23 protein-coding genes are annotated in these 23,500 nt (G+C 53.6%); 15 read left to right on the top strand and 8 right to left on the bottom strand.

Annotated features, from left to right (window positions below):
* Positions 1-58: 58 nt before the first annotated feature.
* On the bottom strand, positions 59-628 hold the full coding sequence (locus SK54_RS01620) for a TetR/AcrR family transcriptional regulator (protein ID WP_047062539.1): 570 nt from the start codon (positions 626-628) through the stop codon (positions 59-61).
* A 185-nt stretch (positions 629-813) separates the two neighbouring features.
* On the opposite strand from SK54_RS01620, the gene SK54_RS01615 reads away from it, so the two are divergent.
* Positions 814-1,233: a GNAT family N-acetyltransferase gene (locus tag SK54_RS01615; protein WP_017383664.1), complete on the top strand. Its 420-nt coding sequence runs from the start codon at positions 814-816 to the stop codon at positions 1,231-1,233.
* Here the strand turns inward: SK54_RS01615 and SK54_RS01610 are convergent.
* The gene (locus SK54_RS01610) at positions 1,230-1,877 is read right to left on the bottom strand and encodes a TetR/AcrR family transcriptional regulator (RefSeq protein WP_017383663.1); all 648 of its coding nucleotides are present in this window, start codon (positions 1,875-1,877) and stop codon (positions 1,230-1,232) included. The two genes, SK54_RS01615 and SK54_RS01610, sit on opposite strands and share 4 nt — an antisense overlap.
* Before the next feature lie 78 nt (positions 1,878-1,955).
* On the opposite strand from SK54_RS01610, the gene SK54_RS01605 reads away from it, so the two are divergent.
* Both SK54_RS01605 and nlpA read left to right on the top strand, forming a co-directional pair.
* A complete protein-coding gene (locus SK54_RS01605; RefSeq protein ID WP_015570095.1) occupies positions 1,956-3,455 on the top strand; it encodes an MDR family MFS transporter in 1,500 nt (499 codons plus the stop codon).
* A 229-nt stretch (positions 3,456-3,684) separates the two neighbouring features.
* Positions 3,685-4,485: a lipoprotein NlpA gene (nlpA, locus tag SK54_RS01600; RefSeq protein ID WP_020480549.1), complete on the top strand. Its 801-nt coding sequence runs from the start codon at positions 3,685-3,687 to the stop codon at positions 4,483-4,485.
* Positions 4,486-4,518: 33 nt separating this feature from the next.
* Here nlpA and SK54_RS01595 read toward each other — a convergent pair whose 3' ends face one another.
* Both SK54_RS01595 and SK54_RS01590 read right to left on the bottom strand, forming a co-directional pair.
* Positions 4,519-5,199, bottom strand: coding sequence for an EAL domain-containing protein (locus tag SK54_RS01595; protein ID WP_015570094.1), 681 nt, complete (start codon positions 5,197-5,199; stop codon positions 4,519-4,521).
* Positions 5,200-5,274: 75 nt separating this feature from the next.
* Complete coding sequence (locus tag SK54_RS01590; protein ID WP_015570093.1) at positions 5,275-5,895, bottom strand: LuxR C-terminal-related transcriptional regulator; 621 nt, start codon at positions 5,893-5,895, stop codon at positions 5,275-5,277.
* A 569-nt stretch (positions 5,896-6,464) separates the two neighbouring features.
* On the opposite strand from SK54_RS01590, the gene SK54_RS01585 reads away from it, so the two are divergent.
* On the top strand, positions 6,465-7,100 hold the full coding sequence (locus SK54_RS01585) for a LuxR C-terminal-related transcriptional regulator (protein WP_015570092.1): 636 nt from the start codon (positions 6,465-6,467) through the stop codon (positions 7,098-7,100).
* Positions 7,101-7,106: 6 nt separating this feature from the next.
* Here the strand turns inward: SK54_RS01585 and SK54_RS01580 are convergent, their stop codons facing one another.
* From SK54_RS01580 to SK54_RS01565, 4 genes are read right to left on the bottom strand one after another with little or no spacing between them, the layout of a single operon-like run.
* A complete protein-coding gene (locus SK54_RS01580; protein WP_048246618.1) occupies positions 7,107-8,171 on the bottom strand; it encodes a fimbrial protein in 1,065 nt (354 codons plus the stop codon).
* A gap of 15 nt (positions 8,172-8,186) precedes the next feature.
* Entirely contained in the window at positions 8,187-10,679 is a 2,493-nt protein-coding gene (locus SK54_RS01575; protein ID WP_015570090.1) for a fimbria/pilus outer membrane usher protein, read from the bottom strand.
* Positions 10,680-10,694: 15 nt separating this feature from the next.
* Entirely contained in the window at positions 10,695-11,387 is a 693-nt protein-coding gene (locus tag SK54_RS01570; RefSeq protein WP_015570089.1) for a fimbrial biogenesis chaperone, read from the bottom strand.
* A 52-nt stretch (positions 11,388-11,439) separates the two neighbouring features.
* Positions 11,440-12,024: a fimbrial protein gene (locus tag SK54_RS01565; protein ID WP_017383657.1), complete on the bottom strand. Its 585-nt coding sequence runs from the start codon at positions 12,022-12,024 to the stop codon at positions 11,440-11,442.
* A 374-nt stretch (positions 12,025-12,398) separates the two neighbouring features.
* Between SK54_RS01565 and SK54_RS01560 the strand changes: the two genes are divergently transcribed.
* The 11 genes from SK54_RS01560 to SK54_RS01510 all read left to right on the top strand — a co-directional run bounded on the left by SK54_RS01560 (position 12,399) and on the right by SK54_RS01510 (position 23,498).
* A complete protein-coding gene (locus SK54_RS01560) occupies positions 12,399-13,211 on the top strand; it encodes a winged helix-turn-helix domain-containing protein (RefSeq protein ID WP_015570087.1) in 813 nt (270 codons plus the stop codon).
* Between the two features lie 18 nt (positions 13,212-13,229).
* The gene (locus SK54_RS01555) at positions 13,230-13,700 is read left to right on the top strand and encodes a hypothetical protein (RefSeq protein WP_017383656.1); all 471 of its coding nucleotides are present in this window, start codon (positions 13,230-13,232) and stop codon (positions 13,698-13,700) included.
* A gap of 227 nt (positions 13,701-13,927) precedes the next feature.
* Positions 13,928-14,551, top strand: a complete 624-nt coding sequence (locus SK54_RS01550; RefSeq protein ID WP_003860995.1) for a common pilus major fimbrillin subunit EcpA — start codon at positions 13,928-13,930, stop codon at positions 14,549-14,551.
* A 45-nt stretch (positions 14,552-14,596) separates the two neighbouring features.
* On the top strand, positions 14,597-15,274 hold the full coding sequence (locus tag SK54_RS01545) for an EcpB family pilus assembly chaperone (protein WP_032668886.1): 678 nt from the start codon (positions 14,597-14,599) through the stop codon (positions 15,272-15,274).
* 6 nt (positions 15,275-15,280) lie between these two features.
* Positions 15,281-17,875, top strand: coding sequence for a CS1-pili formation C-terminal domain-containing protein (locus tag SK54_RS01540; protein WP_032620742.1), 2,595 nt, complete (start codon positions 15,281-15,283; stop codon positions 17,873-17,875).
* Positions 17,853-19,451 (top strand): hypothetical protein, encoded by a 1,599-nt coding sequence (locus SK54_RS01535; protein WP_023295679.1) that lies wholly within the window; start codon positions 17,853-17,855, stop codon positions 19,449-19,451. Before SK54_RS01540 ends, SK54_RS01535 begins: the two co-directional genes overlap by 23 nt.
* Before the next feature lie 6 nt (positions 19,452-19,457).
* On the top strand, positions 19,458-20,111 hold the full coding sequence (locus SK54_RS01530) for a hypothetical protein (RefSeq protein WP_006812468.1): 654 nt from the start codon (positions 19,458-19,460) through the stop codon (positions 20,109-20,111).
* A 73-nt stretch (positions 20,112-20,184) separates the two neighbouring features.
* Positions 20,185-20,379, top strand: coding sequence for a hypothetical protein (locus tag SK54_RS01525; protein WP_013094846.1), 195 nt, complete (start codon positions 20,185-20,187; stop codon positions 20,377-20,379).
* Positions 20,380-20,402: 23 nt separating this feature from the next.
* Positions 20,403-20,588: a hypothetical protein gene (locus tag SK54_RS01520; protein ID WP_001196016.1), complete on the top strand. Its 186-nt coding sequence runs from the start codon at positions 20,403-20,405 to the stop codon at positions 20,586-20,588.
* Between the two features lie 67 nt (positions 20,589-20,655).
* A complete protein-coding gene (locus tag SK54_RS01515) occupies positions 20,656-22,752 on the top strand; it encodes a peptidase domain-containing ABC transporter (protein ID WP_048246615.1) in 2,097 nt (698 codons plus the stop codon).
* A complete protein-coding gene (locus SK54_RS01510) occupies positions 22,749-23,498 on the top strand; it encodes a hypothetical protein (RefSeq protein WP_048246613.1) in 750 nt (249 codons plus the stop codon). Before SK54_RS01515 ends, SK54_RS01510 begins: the two co-directional genes overlap by 4 nt.
* The last annotated feature ends 2 nt before the right edge of the window (positions 23,499-23,500 follow it).

Genomic DNA, 23,500 nt, shown 5'->3' with positions numbered 1-23,500 from the left:
GCTGAGCCAGAAATGAAAAAAGGGAAATTCCTTATTTCCGCTAATTATTCACATGCGATTACTTCGCAGAGAAAATCATATTTAAAATATTCTGGTATATAGGCTCTAATTGTTCTGATGGTACTTTTAAAGGCGTGAGTCGACGGTAAATCGTGCCTTCGATCATCACGGCGGTAATCTCCACGCAGCAGCGAATATGCTCATCGCTCAGGTGAGGGAACTGCTTTTTCAGGTGCTCACAGGCATTGGCGAACATGCGTGCTTCGGCTTCGATCAGCATGTTTGCCACCAGCGGATTGCGCGTGGCCTCTGCGGACATTTCGAGCATCAGCGCGTCATCGTCTTCGTTAAGCGTCTGGCGCCAGGCAAGCGCCTGCGGCATCCCTTCAACCAGGGTTTTGCCCTGCATCTCTTCAATACGTGAGTCGATAATGCGCCGGATCATCTCTTCAATAATCGCGTCTTTGTTACTGAAATAGCGATAGATTTGTCCGACGCTGAGCCTGGCTTCGCTGGCGATCTGCGACATGCTGGCAGCGTGAAACCCGCTGGCGCGAAAGCAGCGGTGCGCGGCGGTAATGATTTCGTCCTGCCGCAGTTTTTGTCGTTCTTCCAGCTTTGTACTCATTGTCGGCTACCGTAAAAAGTGAGAATGATCGTTCTCATTATACGTTTTCGGAGACTATTGGAAAGGCTTTTTTTATTTACATATTGAATGAATATTTCCAGGTATAAACAATGGAGAAAATAAGGAGTTTTTATGAAGGTTAAGCTGTGAGATATTCAGATTGCGCTGAAAATAAGGAGAGAATTATGCATCTGAGCATTACAGATAATGTCACAGCCGAAGAAAAAGAAGAATTATTAACGGGGCTAAGAGCCTATAACGCGCAGTTTTTAGATCTGTCGACATTTGGCGGCGATATTGGCGTATATATGCGAGACGACAATGGCGTCATGCTGGGCGGGTTAATCGGCGTACGGAAAGGCGACTGGCTGAACATCGACTATCTGTGGGTCAGCGACAGCGTGCGGGGAACGGGCGTGGGAAGCCAGCTTATCAAAACGGCTGAAGAGGAGGCCCGTCGCAAAGGCTGTCGTCACGCGCTGGTGGATACGGTCAGCTTCCAGGCGCGCCCGTTCTATGAAAAGCAGGGTTATCAGGTGCAGATGTCCTTGCAGGATTACCCTTATCAGGGAATGCAGAGACACTATCTGTCCAAAAATCTTTAACCGCCGATCCCGGTGCCTATCACGGCTAACACGTGGCGCACCACGATCTCCGGCGAGAGGGCGCTAAGCCTCTCGTCATTGCGCATGCGGGAGAACGGCACCAGCACCAGGCTCAGCAGCGTTGTGAACAGCAGTTCGGGGGCCAGCGCCGGATTCAGCTTTCCTTCCTGCTGCCAGCCTTTGATGGTTGCCAGCGTGGTGTGATATTTCTCATCGCCAAAGCGTGCCTGCAAATGGGTGCGCAGTACCGGCATCTCGCCAATCACCTCCTGCATCCACAGCGGGGCAAACCAGCGATACTTTTCCGCCAGTTCGGCCAGCACCCTGACCATTTCCGTCAGGGCATCCACCGGCGAATCCCGGTTGTCGGCGAAAATCGCCCCGATCCGCTCGCGTAACGGCAGGAAGCGCTCCTCAATCATCGCATCCAGTAACTGTTCTCTGGAGTTGAAGTAGTAGTGCAGCATGGCGGGCGTCACGCCTGCTTCGCGGGCGATGGCGTTCAACGACGTATTGGCGATCCCCTGGCGGGAAAAGAGGTTCAGGGCGATGTCCAGCAGCTGTTCACGGCTGGCGGTAACGCGCTTGCCGCCGCGTGGCCGACCGGGGCGGCGGGGTTCAGAATTGTCCTTTTGTGCTGGCATGGTCACCGTATCTCTTGATCTTATTCATCACTTCCACAAATATTAATTATACGATTAATTAATTTCAAGTGATGTCTTATGGAGTCCGACGTAATGACTCAACCTGCGAAAAAGGCGCCGTCGATTAAGCTGCTGTTCAGCGCACTCCTGCTGGTGATGCTGCTCTCGGCGCTGGATCAGACCATTGTCTCCACCGCGCTGCCGACCATCGTCGGTGAGCTGGGCGGGCTGGATAAGCTCTCGTGGGTGGTAACGGCCTATATCCTCAGTTCGACCATCGTGGTGCCGCTGTACGGCAAATTCGGCGATCTGTTTGGCCGAAAAATCGTTCTGCAAATCGCGATTGTGCTGTTTCTTGTAGGGTCCGCGCTGTGCGGTCTGGCGCAGAACATGACCCAGCTGGTGCTGATGCGCGCCCTGCAAGGGCTGGGGGGCGGCGGTCTGATGGTGATCAGCATGGCTGCCGTGGCGGACGTGATCCCGCCTGCCGATCGGGGTCGCTATCAGGGGTTGTTTGGCGGCGTGTTTGGCCTGGCGACGGTGATAGGGCCGCTGATCGGCGGGTTTATCGTTCAGCACGCATCCTGGCGCTGGATTTTCTACATCAACCTGCCGCTGGGGCTGTTTGCCCTGCTGGTGATTGGCGCGGTTTTCCACGGCAGCGCGCGGCGCAGCAAGCATGAGATTGACTACCTGGGGGCGATTTACCTCAGCATGGCGTTGCTGTGCATCATTCTGTTTACCACCGAGGGCGGGACGATCCGCCAATGGAGCGACCCGCAGCTGTGGTGTATTCTGGCCTTCGGCCTGACGGGGATCGCCGGGTTTATCTACGAAGAGCGGCTGGCGTGGGAGCCGATTATCCCGCTGTCGCTCTTCCGCGACCGCAGCTTCCTGCTCTGTAGCCTGATCGGTTTTATTATCGGCATGTCGCTGTTTGGCTCCGTCACTTTCCTGCCGCTCTATTTACAGGTGGTAAAAGACGCCACGCCGACGCAGGCCGGTTTGCAGCTGATCCCCCTGATGGGGGGGCTGTTGCTCACCTCCATTATCAGCGGGCGCATCATCAGCCGTACCGGGAAATATCGTCTGTTCCCGATCCTCGGCACGCTGCTCGGCGTGGTGGGGATGGTATTACTGACGCGCATTTCAATCACCTCCCCAACCTGGCAGCTGTACCTGTTTACCGGCGTGCTGGGCATGGGGCTGGGACTGGTGATGCAGGTGCTGGTGCTGGCGGTGCAGAACAGCGTGTCAGCCGATCAATACGGCGTCGCGACGTCTGGGGTGACGCTGTTCCGTTCCATTGGCGGGGCGATTGGCGTTGCGCTGTTTGGCGCGGTGTTCACCCATATTCTGCAATCAGGCCTGATCGACAGGCTGCCGGAAGGGGCGGAACTGCCGCGCGAACTTAATCCCGTTGCCATACACCATCTGCCTGATGCCCTGCGTCTGGACTATCTGGATGCGTTCGGCTCGGCGATCCATGCGGTATTCATGCTGGCGGCGGGGATTATGGTGCTGGCGTTTGTGCTGTCGTGGTTTTTGCGCGAAGCGCCGCTGCGTCGGCAGGCGTGAGGGAAGCGGTTCTGCTTGCGCCTGGACTACCGTAGCCTGATGCCCATCGCCCGGTGGCGCTACGCTTACCGGGCCTACACTTCCCCCGTCACGTAGGCCGGGTGAGCGCAGCGCCACCCGGCAACAGGCCGCATATAACTTAACCGTCTTACTGATTCCTTTTCGTTTTTTAGCCTGCCGTCTCGTTGTCGATATAGTCTTCAAAACGTCTATCAAAAGGAACTGTCTCGTGAAACTTCGATTGGGTGCGCTTCTCCTGACTGGCCTGCTGCTCGCGGGCTGTGATCAGGGCGGCAATGATGCCAGACACATTAAAGTCGGCGTGATCAATGGCGCTGAGCAGGACGTGGCGGAAGTCGCCAAAAAGGTGGCAAAGGAGAAATACGGTCTGGATGTTGAGCTGGTGGGCTTTAGCGGCTCGCTGCTACCCAACGATGCCACCAACCAGGGCGAACTGGACGCCAACGTCTTCCAGCATCGCCCGTTCCTCGCAGAAGATAACAAGGCGCACAATTACAAGCTGGTCGCCGTGGCCAATACCTTCGTCTTCCCGATGGCGGGTTACTCCCGAAAGATTAAATCGGTCTCTGAGCTGAAGGACGGCGCAACCATTGCGATTCCAAACGATCCCACCAACCTTGGCCGCGCGCTGTTGCTGCTGCAAAAAGAGAAGCTGATTACCCTTAAACCGGATGTTGGCCTGCTGCCAACGGCGCTGGATATTACCGCGAACCCGAAAAACTTACAGATTATGGAGCTGGAAGGGGCGCAGCTGCCGCGCGTGCTGGACGATCCGAAAGTGGATGTGGCCATCATCAGTACCACCTATCTCCAGCAAACGGGGCTTTCTCCGGTACACGACAGCGTCTTTATCGAAGACAAAAACTCACCCTACGTGAATATTGTGGTCACGCGTGAAGAGAACAAAGACGCCGAAAACGTGAAGGAATTTATCCAGTCCTATCAGTCGCCGGAAGTGGCGAAAGCGGCGGAGACCATTTTTAACGGTGGCGCGGTGCCGGGCTGGTAAGCCCCGGTAAAAAGGCCAGCGCTCCGCTGGCCGTCAAAGCGTTACGCGGGCATCGGTTCGGCTTTCGGGCCACAGAAAACCCTGACCAGACTGTGCGCCGGACGCGCGGGCGCGCGCCAGATCCCGCGAGTTTTCGATGCCTTCTATAAGAATTGATTGCGCGATACCTGCCCTGACCTCCTGTACAAACGGGGCAAGCGGCGCGCGCTCGCGCAGCGCTGAGCGGTCAATTTTCACCCCATCCAGCGGCAGCGCAAGCCGCGCGAACGCCTCCGCCAACTCCCGGGTTAAATCGTCCAGCCAGATTTGCCATCCCGCCTCTTTTAACCGAACAAGCGTGGCATGAAGGCGACGTTGCTCATCCTCGCTCAGCCGTGTGATGGTGAGGGGATCCTGAATTTCAATCGTTAACCGCTGCTGATGGCGTAACGCCAGCAACAACCGGATAGCGCGTTCGTTGAGAAGGTGTTCTGCCGGAAGGTTTAGCCAGTAAGCGTCCCGGGCGGGTATCTGTAACAGGGTGTTGGCCTGCCAGAAGAAGATTTGCAGCGCGCTGCGCGAGGGCAGCGAGGCAAACAGCACCTCAAGATTGACGTTATGGATCTCCACGAGAACTTCATGCGCGAACACCTGGCCCGAATGAAGATCGACAAGCGGCTGGAATCGCAGCCCTGAGATACGTTGCAACAGGGGAGAGGGAAGAACGGTATACATGGAACAGCCTTCAGGAAATGAAAAAAGGTTCCCGCGGACACGGGAACAAAAGGCAAACGACACACGGTCAAATTTTTAATTCAGGATCCAGCGAATGCTCTGGTAAAACGAGGGACCACGCACGGCCTTAAGCTTGTTCATGGCGTTGTTCTTATAAAAGTAAACCAGCCTGACGTTACACCCCAGCTGACGGGCGATTTGCTTGGTTTTGAGATTACAGGAATAGCCGCGCAGTACGCTTGCCTCCTCGCTGGACAGCCTCGCCGGGGTGCGTAAGCGGGTCGTCATGCCTACGTTGTAACGGCCAGACTCTTGCGGCGTCTGGCTCATCAGTATTTGCCACAGCGCTTTGATATCCCCCAGGGAGACTCTTTTGCTGATGACTCCATCAACATGTTTAAATTTCAAATAGCCGGCGGATAACGAATAGATATAGATCTTCGCTGTCACTTGTTTCTGTTTAATACAGAGAATGTCGTCATTCGTCGTCACCCGGAAATGACGCGTATTCAACGGATCATAAATGATGATATCAAAGAGTTGTTCACTCATAGCAAGTTCTTCGATATGGGTAAATCCATGGAAAATAACGTCGTGTTTTTCATCAGGCTCACGCTTTCCAAGCGATTGCAGGCCAATCATCGTGAATTCGCAGCTGTCAACAACGGCAACGTGAATTGTTTTTTTATTTTGCATTGGCATTCTCCTTTCGCTGAGTAAACAGTCCATATAAGAGAAAATGGCGGTTCGCACTCTCTTATTAAAAGAATAGCGAGCACTTTTTAAATAACGCGATGCGATGGCATCAATGTAAGCCAATACAAACCGTCGAGTAAAGCTGAAGCCAATTATTAGCGGAAGATAAAATTGAAAAATGGTTTTAATGGTATATGCAATTGTTTTAATCTTCTAATAATATTCATGCCAGATTTTTATTCTGTAAATGAGCGGATAATAAGCATCAGAAGGTTGATTAATGGGGTTAATCCACCGCCTTTTCAGTGATTTACTGCTGTTCCTGTAAGAAAAATTGTGATCGTGGCAGGATTATCGACAGGGCTTTATCTGCGAGGGGAAACGGCGTGCAGAATAAAATAGAATTTTTTCTATGAATTTAATGTCCTTGTTCAGATTTTTAATCCTGAGAAGGATAAAATCCTGGCGCGAAGAGGTTGTGAGTGGTGAGTACATAAACTATTATCATTTTCCTCCGGTCACGAGAATTTAGAAAAGACATGAATAATACTGAACGTATCGTAAGGGTAATGGTGTTTTACAAAATAAATATATTTAAAGAGATAATATTCCGGGCGCTCCAGGATCTTTTACCCGATTACGTACTGAACATTACTCAGGTCGATTCCACAGAACAGGCGCTGGCGGCGGTGGCGGATAATAACGTGGATGTTTTCTTCACTGAATTTAATTATCTGCTTAATCATAAAGAGTGGAGTGCGGAGGTCAGCAGCCGTTTTACATCTTTATGTAAAACCCATCACGTCAGGCGTGTTCTGTTGGTGCCCGAGCTGCCTTACGGGCTGTTAAAAAAAGTTCTGGAGATGAAATTTGAATTAACCATCAGTCAGCAGGATGAATTGACTGAACTGAAAAAGGAATTACCCGCGTTGCTCATGGCGGACGGGCAAAAACCGTCGATCTCTTCGTGGCTCAGGCGGGTAATGCGGTCCGGCTCCCGGGCGCGTTCCATCCTCTCGGCCAGAGAGTGGGAGGTGCTTCATCTTATCGTGGAAGGATTTTCAACGACGGAGATTGCCCGTCATCGAAACCGTTCGGTCAGTACCATTGCGACACAGAAACACAATGCAATGAAAAAGCTGAATCTTTCCAACCACAGCGAACTGATTAAGTATGTGCAAGCGGTTGGAAAGATGGAGGAATAGTTCACATCAGGGATAGATAATATTCAGCGTAGCCGATGTATTGATCTTACCCTGGCTCACTTGGGCGGGCGCCCACACGTAATAGTACGCCGCCATCGGAAGGGTGAAATGTTCGTCCAGCGCCGCGCCAGCCGCCACGCTGAAAATCATCGTGGCGTTGCCACGGCTGGTGGTTGAGGTAGAGAAGGTCACCGGCGTTTGCGGGGCGTCACGTTTTATCAGGCGGAGCCCCACGCCCTGCGCCGCGCTACTGCTGCTGTCGATCAGCACCGAGCTGTCGGTTGAGAGCAGCTGCGTGCTGGACAGAAACATCTCAATTGACCGATCGGAATTGCCGTTAACCCCGACGTTCTGACAGCTCATGTTCAGTGAAAAAGGCGTCAGCCCCGGCTGTGAGGATGCACTGAGCTGGGGAATGCCGAGCGTCGGCAGCGCCACGGTCAGCCCCGCATTATCAAAGGAACAGGTAGTCAGTTTCGGCGCGTATTTGATGATCATCGGTTGACCAAACATATCTCGGTTGTCGTAAGGCCACTTGAACCCGCTGAATAACCACTGCGCTATCTTGATGACCTGATTGATTGGCCAGGTGATGATTTCCCAGATGGATAACCCGCTCATGTCGCTGACGAACAGAACGTCGCTCATGTTCGCCGTATCCCCCGTCAGGGTGGTACCGCTCTGGTTAACGAGGGTGAAGCGAACCGTAAACGGTGTGTTCAGCTCAGACGCCGTATGGCTACCGCTGGCTGACAGGGTTTTATTGGCCGGGGGATTGGTGATCTCCGCCCGCACCATATACTTGTTGTTGCTGAACCCGAGGATGGTCGCGTATTTGCTGTCGGTCGAGAGGATCGGCGTGTAAGAAAATTCACTGTTACCCGTCGTACAGTTGAACGAGCCGCTGTACTGGGTGGTGAAGCTGCCGGTCCATGTGGGCGTGGCCGGGCTCAGCTTATCCGATAAATCAATGGTAATCGGTGTGCCATAAACGATGCTGCTGCCGGAGCAGGTGGCATAGCTCATCCCGCTAATGCTGGTGAGGAGCAGGAACATGAATGATCGTAACATTTTGATAATCCGTAATTAATGGCAAACCGATGAGGGGCTGTTCAGCCCCCAGGCCGGGGAGGAGATTTCGCACTTTCCGCTGCGGAGATGCACGTTGAGCGCGCGTGGCGGCTGTTCAGCACGGATATACAGTACGCTGGCCTGGCCGACATACCCGACAGATCCACCGTGTTCATCCAGCACTTCAGTGCCAAACGGCAGCGGTTTGCCGTCGGTGCGCGTCGCATGAAGTACCCATGACTGGCGCTTATCGGTTTCGAAGCGGATATAACTCACCGCCCCGTCATAAGGCGCCACGTTAGCCATATTGCCGATCACCTCCGCGCCAGCGCTGTTTTCCGTTTCAGTTAACGTAATGGCGTTTTTGCGATACGGGGTGGCGTAAGGCACCAGCGCTACGCCATCGCGGTTCGTCATAATGCTTTCATCGCCGTTCACCATCAGCCCCTCCGCCTTTGGCGCATCGACGATAGTCATGGTTGTGCCGGTTTCGTTTGAGGCGAGAACGTGCCACGGGTAGGCCACCAGGCTTCCGCGTCCGCTGAGCCCGGTCTGGCGGTAGTCGGAGGATTCGCTGTAAGAGCCACCGAGTGTCGCGAAGTTCGAACGGTACGCGGCGTTAACGCTTGCCGCATTTTTACCCCCACGCGCATTACTGCCGGAGAGGGTATAGCTCAGGCGGTTCGACGCCAGCGCGTTCCCGCTCATGCTGATATTGCTCTGCTCGTAATGCGAATCGCTGGCCGTCAGGCTGGAGGTGATCCACGCATTATTATCAAACAGCGAGAACGGCAGGCTGAGGGAGAGGTAAAGGCGCGTCTCTTCTTCACTGTCCCTGTTCCGTACCCGGCTGGCCGACAGGGTATAGCTGGCGCGGCCGATGGCGTTGGAATAGCCCATCTGATATTCGCGCGTGGTTTGCTGTGAGTTCCAGTAATCGCGCTGTGTGCCGGAGACAAACACCGTGCCCCAGTTATTGAGCAGGCGCTGATTAAGGTTAAGCGTAAAGGTATTCTTGGGCTGCGCCGCGCGCAGGGCGTCCCAGGTGCTTAGCGACATGTCGGGCGCAACGCCAAACCGATCTTCATAGTCGTCGTACTGCGCTCTCAGGCGCTGATACCCTTCGCGCGAATAGAGCGCGTCGCTGAAGCTGTAATAGCCTTTAGTGGAATAGCGATAGGCCGCCAGAGTGAAGTTGGTGGCAGTGGTATCGATAAATTTGCTGTACGACACGCGATAACTCTGACCGCTGCTGGTGCGATCCTGTAGGGTGGTTTTGGCGTGGGTGACATCAAACGAGACCGCGCCAAAGGGAAGGTTCCACCCGGTACCGACAAGCCCGGCCTGGTAGTTATCGCTAATAATCGTCCCGGTATACCCGGTGATGAGGTTATTAAACCCGTAGCGCAGCGTGGCCTGCATGAATGCGGGTTCGGCATCGAGCGTGTTCTGGTGCACTTTACCCGCCACCACGCTGTACTGACTCACCCCTTCTTTTAGCATCCCGGGCACGGCGGAAAACGGCACCGTGAAGGACTGCTGTGAACCGTCCGCCTCACGCACCACCACCAGCAAATCGCCCGCGGAGCCGGTAGGCTGAATGCTGTCGAGGGTAAACTGGCCCGGCGGCACGTTCTCCTGATAGATCACGTTGCCATTCTGGATAACTTTCACCAGGGCGTTCGTCCGTGCCACGCCGTGAACCACCGGTGAAAAACCCTGCTGTGAATTTGGGCGCATCTTCATATCCGACGCCAGCGACACGCCGCGCACGCGCAGGGAATCAAACAGATCGCCAGGAATATAAAAGTCACCCAGCGTCAGGTTGGATTTCAGCGAGGCCAGGGGACGGCGCAGGTAGCGGGTATTATTCTGCCAGCTACTCTCTCCGCTGGCGGTTTTCCGCCAGGCGCTGCTGTCGCGAAACTGCCAGCCGAACAGGTTGGCGCCGGAATCCAGCCCGGCATAAAAATCATCATTTGTGTCTTTCGCAGTGCCTTTCGCGCGGGTGTTGTACCAGGTCGTGTTCCACGAGAGCATCAGCGCCGGGATCCCCTCGTCCCAGAACTGGGGGGCAATGTAACCTTCTTCAGTACGCTGCACGGCCGCCTGCGGAACGGTAAGCGCCAGACTCAGGGTGCTGGTATCGGTTTTGACTTCACCGCCCTGAACCAGATCGCGCAGCTGGACCTGCCCGTGCGCAATGGCGGGCGCAGGCACGGACGTGGTGTTGATGCCCAGCGACCGGGCATCTTTCCAGGCAAGGCGGATGTCGTCACGCTGCTCGCCGTAGATGACGGTATAACGTCCCTTCCAGCTGCCGTTTACGTAGATATCCATCTCCTGACTGCCGGCAGGCATGGCGTTGTTTTCGGAAAAGCGAGACAGATCGGACTCACCGGATGCGCCAGCAAGCAGGGAGGGATCAAACGAGACGGCCCCTGATTTATGCGAAAGCAGAAGCGTGCAGACTGCCAGCAGACAGAGTCTGTTTTGTTTCATTTTCATGGTGAGTCTTTCCGATCACTGACTGGTGAAAGTCCGGGTTTTATACGCGCCAAGATCGTCCACATACATCAGCTGGAAGGTCTGTCCGCGCTTAACCGTATTTTTGGCGGCGACCGTCAGCTGCCCAAACGGGGAAACCATCGGGGACTCCTGGAGCAATTTCGTTTTACCCAGCGAAATATTGGCGACCGTAATATGGAACGGACTGTTATTTGTAATGCGAAAGCGATCGCCGTCGGCGGCGAGCGTCAGTTTCGCCACCGCGTCATCCAGCGTGCCTTTCAGCGCAGCGGGCCGATAAAAAAGTTTGATACGGGATTTAATCGCCAGCTGAACAGTATTCTGGTTTTGCAGATTTTCAGGTCTGGGCGGAATGTCGAGGACATTCAGGAAAAAGACGGATTCGCGATCCGCAGGCAAGCTGGACGGCAGCTTTTTAATACGAAGCTGTTGACCATTATGTTCGTTAACCTTTATCACCGGCGGCGACAACAGAAACGGCACATTGGCTGTTTCCGGCGTGGAATTAATATCACCGTCATCTATCCAGGATTGTACCAGAGCCGGCGCATCGCCCGTATTCATTAACTGGACGATCACCTCTTTGTTATTTTCAGGATAAAGGACACGGGTGCCATTAATGACAATATTGGCCCATGAGTGACCCGTGCTTAGCAGTAAGCCTGCCAGCAAAATTGCCTTGCGCATGATTGCAACCTTAAATACAGGCTCTGCGAAAACAGAGCCTGAATAATCACTATTACAGGTAGGAAATGGTATACGTTACGTTGGAGCTTAACTCGCCCACGGTGGCGGCAGCGGCGTTTGTTTTATAGTAATAAACGTCCAGCGTCAGCGTTTCGGAATCTGGCGCGGTCGCTGTACCCATAATATTTGTCGTGTAAGGCTGGTTCAGGGTAATAGGCGTAGACGAACCTGGCTCCACTAACGCAAAGCCGACATTACGTGCCACGCTGGCATCGCTTTCGTTCACGCTGTTATTCAGCAGGTATTTACCGTCAGTGGAAATATTATCCGCGCTGGAGAAATAAACTTTCAGCGGGGTACCGGTCGTTCCGGCTGCTGGTGAGCAACCAGAGAATGTCAGCGCAATAGATTTTTTATTTCGGGTGATCAGGCCAACCGTGGTGCCCGCATCTTTTACCGAAATAGGGGAAAGCGCAACGGTAAAGTCCGCGCTTTTACCGCCGTTAATGGTACAGGTTGTATCGGTAATAGCGCCGGTAAAGTTAATGATACCACCCGCCGAATTGTCTGCGGCCACTGCGCTGGTAGAGGCAATAGCGGCGGCCAGCAGTGATACGGTCATGATCGATTTGAACATGATAAACTCCATGAAGATTTGTGTTATTTAAAATGAATGTTAATCGGCTACACATGTCCCTGATGTACCGGCTAGACGCATGGCGACTCGGGAGAATGCTTTGACGATATTATGTTGCACTAAAAAAGTACATAACAAAACATTATTCCAATAACTTCTAAAGTTTAAGATTATAATCTTGTCAGTATGTTTTTTTTAATGTTTTAACCTAAATGCGTTGGTTCGAAGATTTTTATTAATGCTTTAATAATCGTTAATTAATGAAGCTTTATGAATTCATCTCTCAATTAATATCACGCGACTTGACCACACAAACTTTAGACTTATTATTGCCTGGCAAATGCACAAAAATTTAACAATGGCGTAATAATAATATGAAGTATCTCATTGATCTTACAATGCTTTATGAAGTCGACACCGGTATGATCATGATTAATGGAGAGGAAGAGTCATCCATTAAGTTATCTAACCAGGCGGGTCGTCTGCTTTATGAACTTATCATCAATAATGGTAAAACACTCGACAGAGACGACCTGATAAAGAAGGTCTGGGAGGATCATGGTTTCTCTGGTTCTTCGGTGAGTCTGAATGTTGCCATAAGTGAAATCAGAAAAGCATTTCGTACATTAGGCTGCGACCCTTTACTGATAAAAACGATACGTGGCAAGGGATTTAGCCTTGCCGCGCATATTGAACACCACACGGTCAGGCCGCCGGTTATTTCAACGCTTAGCGAAGAATCTGCCTCTGAAGCATTCGATACGCTAGCGCATAAGAAAGATGCCGATCCGCCTAAACAAATAATATCGCTGCACAGACTCTTTATTTCTCTCTGCACGTTATTACTGATTATTGTTACCGGCACCGCTGTTTTACTGTTGCACCAGCGGGATTCCTATGCCGAGAGCCTGAAAGATTCTGATATGCATCTGCTCGGTAAAGTGGACAGGTGTACGATATACCTGATCGATAAGAATATGTATCAGCCGCGACAGCACTACTTTAATCACGTAAAAGAGGTCATCGCCAGTCAACATATCGACTGTCAACATCAGGTTGCAGATGCTTACTATTCCAGGTTTAAAAAGTCGCAGATAGAAAATTATTTCCTGGCCATCTGTTATCAGCAGGACAGTATCGACGATTATAAGAACTGCATTTCTTACAGAAGCCTGACCGGGAGTTAAAATATGTCAAGGACTAAAATGAGTGTACTGTTCAGTATCGTACTGGCGCTGTCTGTCATCGCGTTGTTATGGGTCTATTTTACCAGAACGCAGGATGAGGGGTTTGGCTGCCAGTCAGATACCATTTCCTGGAAAACCTATTCCACGGGTGAGTCAACCGATATGTCGCTAACCACGCTTTTCCTGTTTAACAACAAAGATGTTGTGACGGTTATTCATAAAGGCGTACTCAAGAAAGAGGGCAAAAGCTACCTGATTGACAGAAATTACACGCTCAGCGTGGAAAAAGTCGACGGCAGCAATATCTTTTATATTAAGGATAAAAAGCTGAATAAATCTGAAGATGATGCGGCGCCGGATGGCGTTGTAAACGAAATGTTACTTGATAATATCAACTTCTTCTATATTACCAGCGTAAAAAAACATGCGTGGTTAATTAAGGGGCTGGTGTTGCCTGTAATGATGTGTGTGGCTGTCCCGACGTCCTGATATTTTTCTTTATTGAAAAATCGATATTTATCTATTACTCGGGAAATTGAGTAATTTACTCAATACGTAACAATAAGATACGAGAAATTTATTTATATTTTTATTGTTACTCTCCGTCGAGTGAATTTTTCTGTATTGCCTCGTTATTTTGCGGCTGTCTATACTCCGCCTCGAAAAAGGGGCTCCCCTTTTTATACACGTGGATTCTTTTTTGAAGGACTAAATAAATGAACAAACTGAACGCTATCGTTCTGGGCTCCCTGCTGTCTGTTTCTGCCCTGAGCGCAGTTAATGCAGCTGAAACGACGGCTTCTGCCACCTGGCAGGCAACCGCGACCAAAGACAGCGAATCCGATCTGGTTGTTACGCCAACGCGTGCTTTGAACTTCGTTTACAGCGCCAATACCAAATCTTTCAACACCGATACCGGTCTGTTTGATGTGGCTATCCGTGGCGATCACTCTACGGCGACCAGCTTCAAACTCGAAGCTATCCTCGACGATTCAAACAACACGCTGTTCAGCGTGGGTGGTGAAGCGACCAAGCTGAAAGTGGGTGCGCGTTGGGGCGGTAACGACCTGGGCTCTATCGGTGGCACCGTGGGGGCGAAATCGACCGCATGGACCACGCTGGTTGATTCTTCTTCTAACACCGGCGTCTCTTCTGGCCTGTGGAACCTGACCACCAGCGCAGGCGCGGCGGCAGATACCGAAATTACCGGCCAGGACAAATTCGTCTTCTACGTTGACTCCGCTCAGGACAACGCGGGTACTGCGAAAGAGTTCAAAGACCTGACCAACAGCCTGTGGGAAGGGACCGTGTCTGTTGCGTTCCGCGCAACCTGGGGCTAAGGCCTGATCGATCCAGGGGCGCAAGCCCCTGTTTAGGGAAATAGCATGTTTAACCTCAAATCCACCTTCTTATTTTTATTATTTATCTCTTCCTCCGCGCTGGCCATTAATGTGGGAAAAGTCACCACCATTATTTCTGCGGATGCTGACTCCACCGCCAAGGAAATAAAAAACGAAGCAGACAGCGTGCGTATTGTTTCTGTTCGCGCACAGCGGATCAGCAGCCCAATGGATGAAGGGATCGTCATTAATCCGGAGAAAGTGGACGAACTGTTGCTGACGCCCACGCGCATGGTAATGCCCGCCGGTACCAGCAATATCGTCAAATTTTACTATCACGGGAACGCCGATAACAAAGAGCGTTACTACCGCATTACCTTCACGGATGAAGGGGTAAGCGAAGAGGTGGACAGCGGTTCGCCAAAAAACGGCACCGGGATGACGCGTGCGGTGGTGAGCACCATTCTGGTGGTTCAGCCCCGGAATAAGAAGATTGATTTCGTCTATGTGGCGGGAAAAATAACCAATAAAGGGAACACCTCGTTTCGCGTCAATGCGACCGGGACCTGCCTGAAGCCTAATCCGGAATCCCCCGGCACGCCGTGTAGCAAAAACTTCTACCTGATGCCAGAGACCTCGCGCGCTATCGAGGATATCAACGTTACGGATAACCATTTTCATCTCGGAATATGGGACCTGAAACAGTTCATTCCTGTTAAGTAAGGATGCATGGTGAAAAATAAATTAGTGTTGCCGGTGATGATGGCTTGCGCATCCGGCACGCTGCCCGCGCTTGCGCATGCAGCCTCAAGCTCCGTGGTTATCGCTAATTACCGTTTTCCCGACTCGCTTTATGCACTGCTGGAGCAGGGGATCAAAATTCCCGTCTATCTGGTGAATACGCGTCCACACTCAGCACAACAAGGGAACCACGAAGGCACGGCGAGCGAATATGTTCGTATCGGTGACGTGACGCTCTTTGCAAAAGATCTGAAGCTGGGGCTGAGGGATGTTCAGGTCCAGGAGTCTGATAACGGCATTCGTCTGTCAAAAGAGATGCGGGCGTTACTGCAAAGCATTAACGATAAGCAGTTTGATGGCCAGATGCGTATTCCGGTTAGCGCGGGTTCGGCGTTCGAACTGGATCAGAAAAAAATGCGCCTGTTGCTGAATCTGTCGCAGAGCGACTACGGGGTGAATATTCGCCCGCGTGAGGTGGATATTGATGCGCCGGAGTCTGACGACCTGAGCGGCACGTTCTCCTACAACCTCGGGGCGTATCACACCGAGAGCGGCTACGGTGACAGCTGGTCGTCGGGCTATCTGAACGCGAGAAACTGGATCTCAATGGGCGTCGATCATGTGCTGATCGATGGCTCTGGCTACGTCAACGAGAGCAGCAGCGATACCCAGATGAACGCGGTTATGTGGGAGCGCGACTATCAGGGGATGCGCTACGCCGCGGGCATGCTGAACGGCTGGGCGATGCAGTCTCTGGCGAGCGTCAGCGGGATTTCCGGCGGTGAAGTCTACGGCGTTTCCATGGGCAACCAGGCCAACTCCCGCAAGCGCGATAACACGCTCTCTCTGACGCCGGTGGTGGTCTATTTTCCCACGGCGGGCGAGGCCCGTATTCGTCGTGACGGGCAGCTTATCGGCATTCAGCGCTTTGACGTCGGCAACCATGAAATTGACACCAGCAGCCTGCCCTACGGGATCTACAGCGTCGAAGTTGAAGTGGTGAGCGGAAGCCGCACCGTGTCGCGCAGCATGTACACCGTAAATAAACCGTTCTCCAGCAACGTGTCGGAAACGCTGCGCTGGCAGATGTGGGGCGGGATGTATAGCCGCGATAAATCCGTCGTCAATTATAAAAAATACGCGAAACGCAAAAACGAGCAGGATAACACCTACTACTACGATTACGACACCAAACATAAAGACACCATGTCGCTGGTGGGAGCCTCGTTCAGCAAGCGCAGCGGGATGGTCGACTGGAACGCCTCTACCTACATGATGCGGGAACACATCGTCAGCGAGCTGTGGGCCTCCCTGAACCTGACGGGCTATTTCTCGGTGAATACCCAGACCATGGCCGCCTCCGACGGAACGTATCGCGCCAACTATGGGGCGAATCTCAGCCTGCCGTGGCAGATCGGCTCGGTGTGGTACTCCCATGAACAGCTCTCCAGCGGCAAGTTCCTGGATATCTATGAGAGCAAGGGCAACACCTGGGGCGCTTCCTTTAGCCTGCCGTCATTCGGCCTGCCCTCGGCAGGCAACCTGAGCCTGATGCGTCAGGAAGACGACCTCTATCGCTATAAACGCTATCAGCTGGACTACTCCCAGGGGTTATACGCCGGTCGCTACGGTACGGCGCGCCTGCGGGTGGGAATGTCGCGCAACAAATACGACGGGTATTACGAAGAGAAAGATCGTTACGTGATGCTCGATTTCGCCATACCGCTCGGCAATACCGTGTCGGTTGGCGTTTCCCACAATCGCGATACCGGCACAGCGCTGAACGTCAGCGCCAGCCGCCAGTTTGAAGGCGATTACCTGAAATCGGCCACCGCCAACGTCTCGAAAGCCTTTAACAGCCGCCAGGATCGCAGCGTAAGCGGCGGCGGCAGCGTGAACTTCGACACGCCGTGGAACAGCAACATCCTCAGCGTCCAGAGCGGCATGAGTAAAGGCTGGAACTCCACGCTGACCAGTGACGGCAGCGTGGGCTGGTCCAAAGAGGCCATCGCCGCCGGGAAAGGCACCGAAAGCGCAGGGGTGATTGTCAGTACCGGTCTCAAATCTGATGAAGCGCTGACCCTGAAGCTTAACGGCCGGGCAGAACGCATCAAAGGGGATAAGACCTGGCTGTCGCTGCCGGCATACCAGGCTTATGACCTGGAAGTGATGAACAGTGAAACCGGTACGGAAAGCTATGAGATTGGCGCGAATGCGCGTCGCCATATCACGGTTTATCCGGGTAATACCGTGGTGATGAAGCCGCAGGTGAAGAAAATCGTCACCCTGTTTGGTCGTCTTGTGGATGCAAACGGGGCCCCGGTTGGCGCCATGCAGATCAAAAACCACGTTGGGCTGACCCGGACGGAAAACGACGGACGCTTCGTGATCGACGTTGATAAGAACAACCCTGTCCTGAGTATCGCCACGCCGGACGACAGCGTCTGCGAAGTGCGCCTGGACATCGAGTCTAACCGCGGTGCGCTGTGGCTCGGGGACATCTCCTGCGACAAAGGCGATTTTGTCTGGCAGGAAGCAAAAGGAACGCAGGAACGTGACGATGAAAAAGATATTCGCTCTTAATTTACTGCTGATGAGCGCGGCGGCCCAGGCGCAGGAGCTGCCCTATTTCGCCATTAATAACCCGGACAATAACGGGACGGGAAACAGCGCGGGGCTGTTTAGTCTGAACAGCACGTCGACCGCGTTTTTACACGGTTCGCGCGAGTGGCCGACCCTGAGTGCGAAAACGAATAACGGTATCGCCACTTACATCCCGGACAACAGCTACAGCGGTCCGGCAGGCAGCGCGCTGACCATCGACTTTTCGGTGACCGGTTCCAGCGCCTCTCCGTTCTTCAAAGGGACGGCGTGTTCCTCGTCCTGCGGCAACACGGGGTACACCCCGACGACCAGCTATACCGACACGTCGATGGTGGTTAAGCCGCCGGTGATGGAGCCCGGCACGTCATACGGGCGCTGGGTACTGGGCGATCCGTTCTTTAACTATCTGCTCAACGCCGCGCCAGGGGATGAAGTGACCATCACCTCCACGCCGCAAATCAGCTCCATCAACAAAGTGACCACCACCAATACGCTTCACAAGGTGGGCACGCTGACCATGACCAACGCCAGGGCGCTTAACCTGGGGATTGACCCGATCAGCGGTGAGGTGACGATTGTCGATGGATCAACGGGGGCCACCTGCACCAAATACACCCGCAACACGGTCTCTGGCGTCCTGTGCGACCTGCTCGAATACACGTTTGTTGGGGAGGATATCTCCGGTTACAACGGGGGGCTGGCGCTCACCTCTTCCCGCGTCAACAGCGTGCTGCAATCGCACATGAGCGGCGGCACCGGGCTTGCCGCCGAGCTGACCTTCGATGAAAACACCTGGTACAGTATCTCCGGCGGTATCCTGAGCGATACGCGTGTCCTGGCGAACACCTTCCTTGCAGCGCCGCAGAAAAACGGCGGCAAAGCGTCCCTTAAAATCTTTTTGCCGAAAGCGTTAATTCTGAGCGTGGCGCAGGCGGGGGACGGCAGCAACATTGGCAATATCGTCAGCCTGTGTCTGACGCCCGGCAACAGCTCGCTGGCGGCGGATTTCTGCTTCCAGCCGGGGGGCGGCCTGGTGATTAACCCTATCGAGCCCGGGCTGGAGATTGTGCCAGACAACCCGGATTACACCCTCGATCCTGACGGTCTGGGCGGCTCCGGGAAAGGTATTATCGGCGAAGCGCCCATTGAGATCCCCTACACCATCACCTACAGCGGGGCGCAAAAAGATGCGGCGATTGCGGTCACGGTAAAAGTAACCGGGCCTACCCAAAGCCTTAATGGGGTGGACTACTGCGCCTTTAGCGGCAACGGCTTCACGGTTCCCATTCCGGGCAACGTGCTGGTGGGGAAAAGCCAGACGCTGATGGCGCACAACTGTAAAGGCGAAGTACTGTCGATCCCGGCGCCGGCCACCCATGCGGAAGAGTGGGACAAAATGAGTTCCGGCGTGACCGATATGTGGCTCTGGAAAACACCGCTGGTCCTCCAGTTCGTTATGGATAATCCGGTATCGAAAACCACCTATGACGGAAATAGCTGGTTTGGCGAAGTGACCGCGCAGGGAAGAATAGATGTTAGCGCATCCTGGAATTAATCAACCATGACTGGAAAATTCCTGGCTATTTTTGCAATAAATTGCTTCATTTCCACAGGGGCAAATGCTTTAATTATCGAAAGTCTGAATATTGATTTTCTTCCCGAAAGAGAAGTTGTTTTTCAGCCGATAAAAAACGATACCAGCGAGCGTCAGAATTATACCGTTTCGCTTATTCAGGTAGACGTTCCTAAAGAGAAGGGAAAAGAAACCGAAATAAAAGACGGCGAAGTCATGTATTCGCCTAAGCAATTAACGCTGGGGAGCGGTGAACGCGCGGGTTTTAAATTTTATTATACCGGCCCGCATGACAACAAAGAGCGATACTATCGCGTAAAATTCACCGAGACGCCGCTCCAGGCAAAGGTTATCACGCGCAAAGGCCAGCGCATCCAGTCGGATGTGGTGGTCTCGCTTGAGGCTATTTTGATTGTCCGTCCATGGACACGACATTTTGATTATGCGTTTAGCAACGGGGTGGTGAGTAATACCGGGAATACCTATTTTAAATATGTTTCCTCGGTCGGGTGCAGTACGCAATACAACAATTCAAAATATATTCCGCCGGGGCAACGGCTGGAAATAGATAATGCCGGGCAGGCTGCAAGGCGGATGATTATTTATGGCAATAAAATCATTCCGCTTACCACCTGCCCGTAGCAACCGCTTTCCTTCATAAAAGGAAATTAGCCTTTAGCATCATGCTAAAGATCCATCACTACAGGAGATAAAAATGAAAGCGATTTCATTCGTAGAAGCGAAAGACATTATCGGTGGCGCGTTAAACCCGTTCGCTGGTCTGGTTAAAGGTGCACAGCTGGGTTACGACACCGGCGCAAGCATCATGGGCATGGTTGGCGGTGTGGTTGGCGGAATTCTGGGTGGCGCAATGGGCTTCCTGGGTGCGCTGGTTGGTAGCTACAACTAATTCACGTTAACAGGAAAAGACTCATGCAAGTTATTGATTTCAAAAAAGCACAGGCCATCATCGGTGGTTGGGATCCGTTTGCTGCCGCTATTCAGGGCGCAAGCGCGGGCTATAACGCGGGCAGCCAGATGTTAGGCGCGCTGGGCGGCACCATCGGCGGCGTGTTCGGCCTGGTGGGCGGCTTCATCGGCGGTTTCTTCAGCGCCTAAGCGAGAAGCACGTTGTACGCATGGCCCGCATTGCCGGGCCATTTTTTTATTTCAGCCACGGATCATTATGTTTTCGCTCTTTCAGTATAAAAAACAGGGTAAGACCCCTGTTATTCGCCAGCATGAATTTACCGAATGTGGACTGGCCTGCCTGGCGATGGTGTTGGGGCACTACGACCACCATGTCTCTGTCAGCCAGCTGCGCCGGGAGATTTCCGTTTCCGCCGATGCGGGAACCTCAATGGCGGAATTGATGACCCTTGCCAGCGATAAAAATATGTCTGGCCGGGTGCTTAAAGGCGAAATCACTGAAATAGAAACGTCTGAGCTGCCGCTCATCGCCTTCTGGCGCGGCAACCATTTCGTGGTCATCGTGAAGATCGACAGCCGCAGCGTGACCGTTCACGACCCGGCCAGCGGCGTGCGTCGTTACCGTCTGAAAGAGGCGGAAAAACTCTTTTCCGGCTATGTTCTTGAGCTTAAGCCCACGCCGTGCTTCGAAAAGAAATCCCCGGATGAAAAGCTCACGCTTGGCCGGTTAGCCAATAAATCCCCGAGCCTGTTCCAGCGCCAGCTGCTGCTGTTTGTGCTCTGTATTTTTACCCTCATCACCATGCTGGCAAGCCCCACCTACGTGCAGCTGATTATGGATGAGGCCATTTCCCGCAGCGACAGCGATCTGGTGATCCTGCTCACCGCGATCTTCGCTATTGTCTTTATCTTTGAAGTCATCGGTAAATTCCTCAAGCAGCTGCTTGAGATCCTGATGCGTAACATTGCCTATGACGATTTAAGCCAGTCCGTGCGCCACTACATGCTGCGCACCCAGACCAGCTGGTTCCGCTCGCGCCCGCCGGGCATCGTGCTGGCCATTGAAAAATCGCTCCACGCCTGCGCGGAGTTCATCAGCAATGGTTACGTGCAAATTCTCTTTTCCAGCCTGATCGCCGTCACCAGCCTGCTGTTTATGCTGCTGTATAACGTCAAAATTGCGCTGCTGACGATGCTGCTGATGGGCGTGTTTTTCCTGATCCGCTTTTCGCTGATCGGCCCCTATCAACGCGCGGTGGATGACTCCATCGAGCGCACCGCCCAGTATGAATCCCTGCTGGTGGAGACGCAGAAAGGGATCATTACGCTCAAAGCGAACAATATGGAGCAGGCCCGGGATGCGGTGATGGATAAATCCCAGCGCGAACACATCGCCGGGCTGATGCGTAAAGAGCGGCTGCTGGCCCGCTTTGACGTGGCTTCGCTGCTGGTGATCAATGCCGAGCAGCTGCTGGTGGTCTGCTTTGGCGCGTGGCTGATCCTGGAAGGGCAGATGAGCATCGGGATGCTTTACGCCTATATCAGCTATAAGCGCTATTTTTCCGATGCCATGGTGCAGGTGGCGCAGAAGCTGCTGGACAAAAATGCCCTCAAGGGGCCGCTGGATCGCGTGGGCGACCTGCTGTTTGCCCCCTCTGAAACCAGCCAGTTTGGGAAGCGGATTGTCACCTCGCCGGTCTGTCTGCAATTTGAGGATGTCTCATTTGCCTATCCTGGCCGGGAGGCCACGCTACAGCATATCAATATGACCCTGAAGCAGGGCGAAGAAGCGGTAATTGTGGGCCAGAGCGGGTCGGGAAAAACCACGCTGCTGCGTCTGATCTCCGGCATGCTGCTGTCATCGTCTGGCACGCTGCGGATCAATAAGATCCCCATTGAGGAGTGCGATCTTTCCTCGCTGCGTCAGCACATCCGCATCGTCCATGCGGACGATATTCTCTTCACCGGCTCGATTCTGGACAACATCGCCTGCTTTGACAGCGCACCGGATAAAGAGCAGGTCATTGCCGCGTGTCGGCTGGCGGAGGTGGACCACGTCGTCGCCAGGCTGCCGCACGGCTACGAAACGGAGATGCTGCCGGGGAACACCTTTTTCTCTGCCGGGGAGATGCAACGTCTGGTTCTGGCGCGCGCCCTGTACAGCCAGCCTAAGCTTCTGCTGTGCGACGAAGTGACGGCGAACCTGGATAAAACGACCGCGCAGAAAGTGCTGGCGAACCTGCGTAGCCTGGGGATTGGCCTGGTGTTTGTCACCCACTCGCCGGACGTGGTGGGCTGCCAGGGGCGTCTCTATACCATGGAAAACGGAACCCTGCGGGAGAATGCGCCATGATGTTTCTGCCGCGTCTCTATGCTCGCCTCTGTGCGCGCCAGGCCGGGCGCACGCTGCTGGCAAACCGGATCACGCAAAACTACAGCCAGTTTATGCGCTGCCCGGAGGCCGATGTCCCGGCTGATTTTCTGCATCAGAACGCCCATGAGCTGAGCGGGTTTAACTTCGTGGAGCAGATCTTCCCGCCCGCGCTTTGGGCACGCAACGTCCGCTTCGATCTGCACGCGTACGTGGCGCAGTGGACGCAGGAGCAGGCGTTTTACAGTTCATCTCGCACCCTGCTTCTGGGAATGCGCTGGGCGGGCTTTGGTCTGATCGTGGATGCGCTGCTTGCCACCGCGCCAGCCGATGTGCGCTTTCAGTTTATTACCCGTCACCCTGCGCTGCATAAGCTGATGGCCGCGCACGAAGGCCGACGCGCCAACTCGTTTTTTGCCCCTCACCGCCTGGTGACGGTGCTGCTGATGGACGAACGCCTGCCGGATGCGCCGCTGTTCTCCACCCAGGCAGGGGATCAAAAGGCGTGGTTAACGGATGTCTCAACGCGGTTTTTATCGCGCTATGGCTACAGCGTCCGAACGCTGCTGCCGATCTGTTCGCTGCACGCGGCAGAGTTTGGGCTGGAGAGTCAGGCGTATGCGCCAGAGGATTACCGTCAGGCCGCCGCCGACACGCTGAACGCGCTGCGTAAAACCCCCACGCTCTGGAGTGCATGGGACGATCTTTCAGTGATTTATCATGGATGACA

Origin of the sequence: Enterobacter sp. MGH120 (genome assembly GCF_001037725.1) — a bacterium.
Classification (GTDB): domain Bacteria; phylum Pseudomonadota; class Gammaproteobacteria; order Enterobacterales; family Enterobacteriaceae; genus Enterobacter; species Enterobacter hormaechei_C.
The sequence above is the reverse complement of the archived record's forward strand: the minus strand, read 5'-3'. Positions and strand labels throughout refer to the sequence as shown.

What these genes read in the sequence shown, in the direction of transcription:
- SK54_RS01620 (WP_047062539.1), bottom strand. Translation starts at nt 628, where the DNA reads ATGAGTACAAAGCTGGAAGAACGACAAAAACTGCGGCAGGACGAAATC.
- SK54_RS01615 (WP_017383664.1), top strand. Translation starts at nt 814, where the DNA reads ATGCATCTGAGCATTACAGATAATGTCACAGCCGAAGAAAAAGAAGAA.
- SK54_RS01610 (WP_017383663.1), bottom strand. Translation starts at nt 1,877, where the DNA reads ATGCCAGCACAAAAGGACAATTCTGAACCCCGCCGCCCCGGTCGGCCA.
- SK54_RS01605 (WP_015570095.1), top strand. Translation starts at nt 1,956, where the DNA reads ATGGAGTCCGACGTAATGACTCAACCTGCGAAAAAGGCGCCGTCGATT.
- SK54_RS01595 (WP_015570094.1), bottom strand. Translation starts at nt 5,199, where the DNA reads ATGTATACCGTTCTTCCCTCTCCCCTGTTGCAACGTATCTCAGGGCTG.
- SK54_RS01590 (WP_015570093.1), bottom strand. Translation starts at nt 5,895, where the DNA reads ATGCAAAATAAAAAAACAATTCACGTTGCCGTTGTTGACAGCTGCGAA.
- SK54_RS01585 (WP_015570092.1), top strand. Translation starts at nt 6,465, where the DNA reads ATGGTGTTTTACAAAATAAATATATTTAAAGAGATAATATTCCGGGCG.
- SK54_RS01580 (WP_048246618.1), bottom strand. Translation starts at nt 8,171, where the DNA reads ATGTTACGATCATTCATGTTCCTGCTCCTCACCAGCATTAGCGGGATG.
- SK54_RS01575 (WP_015570090.1), bottom strand. Translation starts at nt 10,679, where the DNA reads ATGAAAATGAAACAAAACAGACTCTGTCTGCTGGCAGTCTGCACGCTT.
- SK54_RS01570 (WP_015570089.1), bottom strand. Translation starts at nt 11,387, where the DNA reads ATGCGCAAGGCAATTTTGCTGGCAGGCTTACTGCTAAGCACGGGTCAC.
- SK54_RS01565 (WP_017383657.1), bottom strand. Translation starts at nt 12,024, where the DNA reads ATGTTCAAATCGATCATGACCGTATCACTGCTGGCCGCCGCTATTGCC.
- SK54_RS01560 (WP_015570087.1), top strand. Translation starts at nt 12,399, where the DNA reads ATGAAGTATCTCATTGATCTTACAATGCTTTATGAAGTCGACACCGGT.
- SK54_RS01555 (WP_017383656.1), top strand. Translation starts at nt 13,230, where the DNA reads ATGAGTGTACTGTTCAGTATCGTACTGGCGCTGTCTGTCATCGCGTTG.
- SK54_RS01550 (WP_003860995.1), top strand. Translation starts at nt 13,928, where the DNA reads ATGAACAAACTGAACGCTATCGTTCTGGGCTCCCTGCTGTCTGTTTCT.
- SK54_RS01545 (WP_032668886.1), top strand. Translation starts at nt 14,597, where the DNA reads ATGTTTAACCTCAAATCCACCTTCTTATTTTTATTATTTATCTCTTCC.
- SK54_RS01540 (WP_032620742.1), top strand. Translation starts at nt 15,281, where the DNA reads ATGGTGAAAAATAAATTAGTGTTGCCGGTGATGATGGCTTGCGCATCC.
- SK54_RS01535 (WP_023295679.1), top strand. Translation starts at nt 17,853, where the DNA reads ATGAAAAAGATATTCGCTCTTAATTTACTGCTGATGAGCGCGGCGGCC.
- SK54_RS01530 (WP_006812468.1), top strand. Translation starts at nt 19,458, where the DNA reads ATGACTGGAAAATTCCTGGCTATTTTTGCAATAAATTGCTTCATTTCC.
- SK54_RS01525 (WP_013094846.1), top strand. Translation starts at nt 20,185, where the DNA reads ATGAAAGCGATTTCATTCGTAGAAGCGAAAGACATTATCGGTGGCGCG.
- SK54_RS01520 (WP_001196016.1), top strand. Translation starts at nt 20,403, where the DNA reads ATGCAAGTTATTGATTTCAAAAAAGCACAGGCCATCATCGGTGGTTGG.
- SK54_RS01515 (WP_048246615.1), top strand. Translation starts at nt 20,656, where the DNA reads ATGTTTTCGCTCTTTCAGTATAAAAAACAGGGTAAGACCCCTGTTATT.
- SK54_RS01510 (WP_048246613.1), top strand. Translation starts at nt 22,749, where the DNA reads ATGATGTTTCTGCCGCGTCTCTATGCTCGCCTCTGTGCGCGCCAGGCC.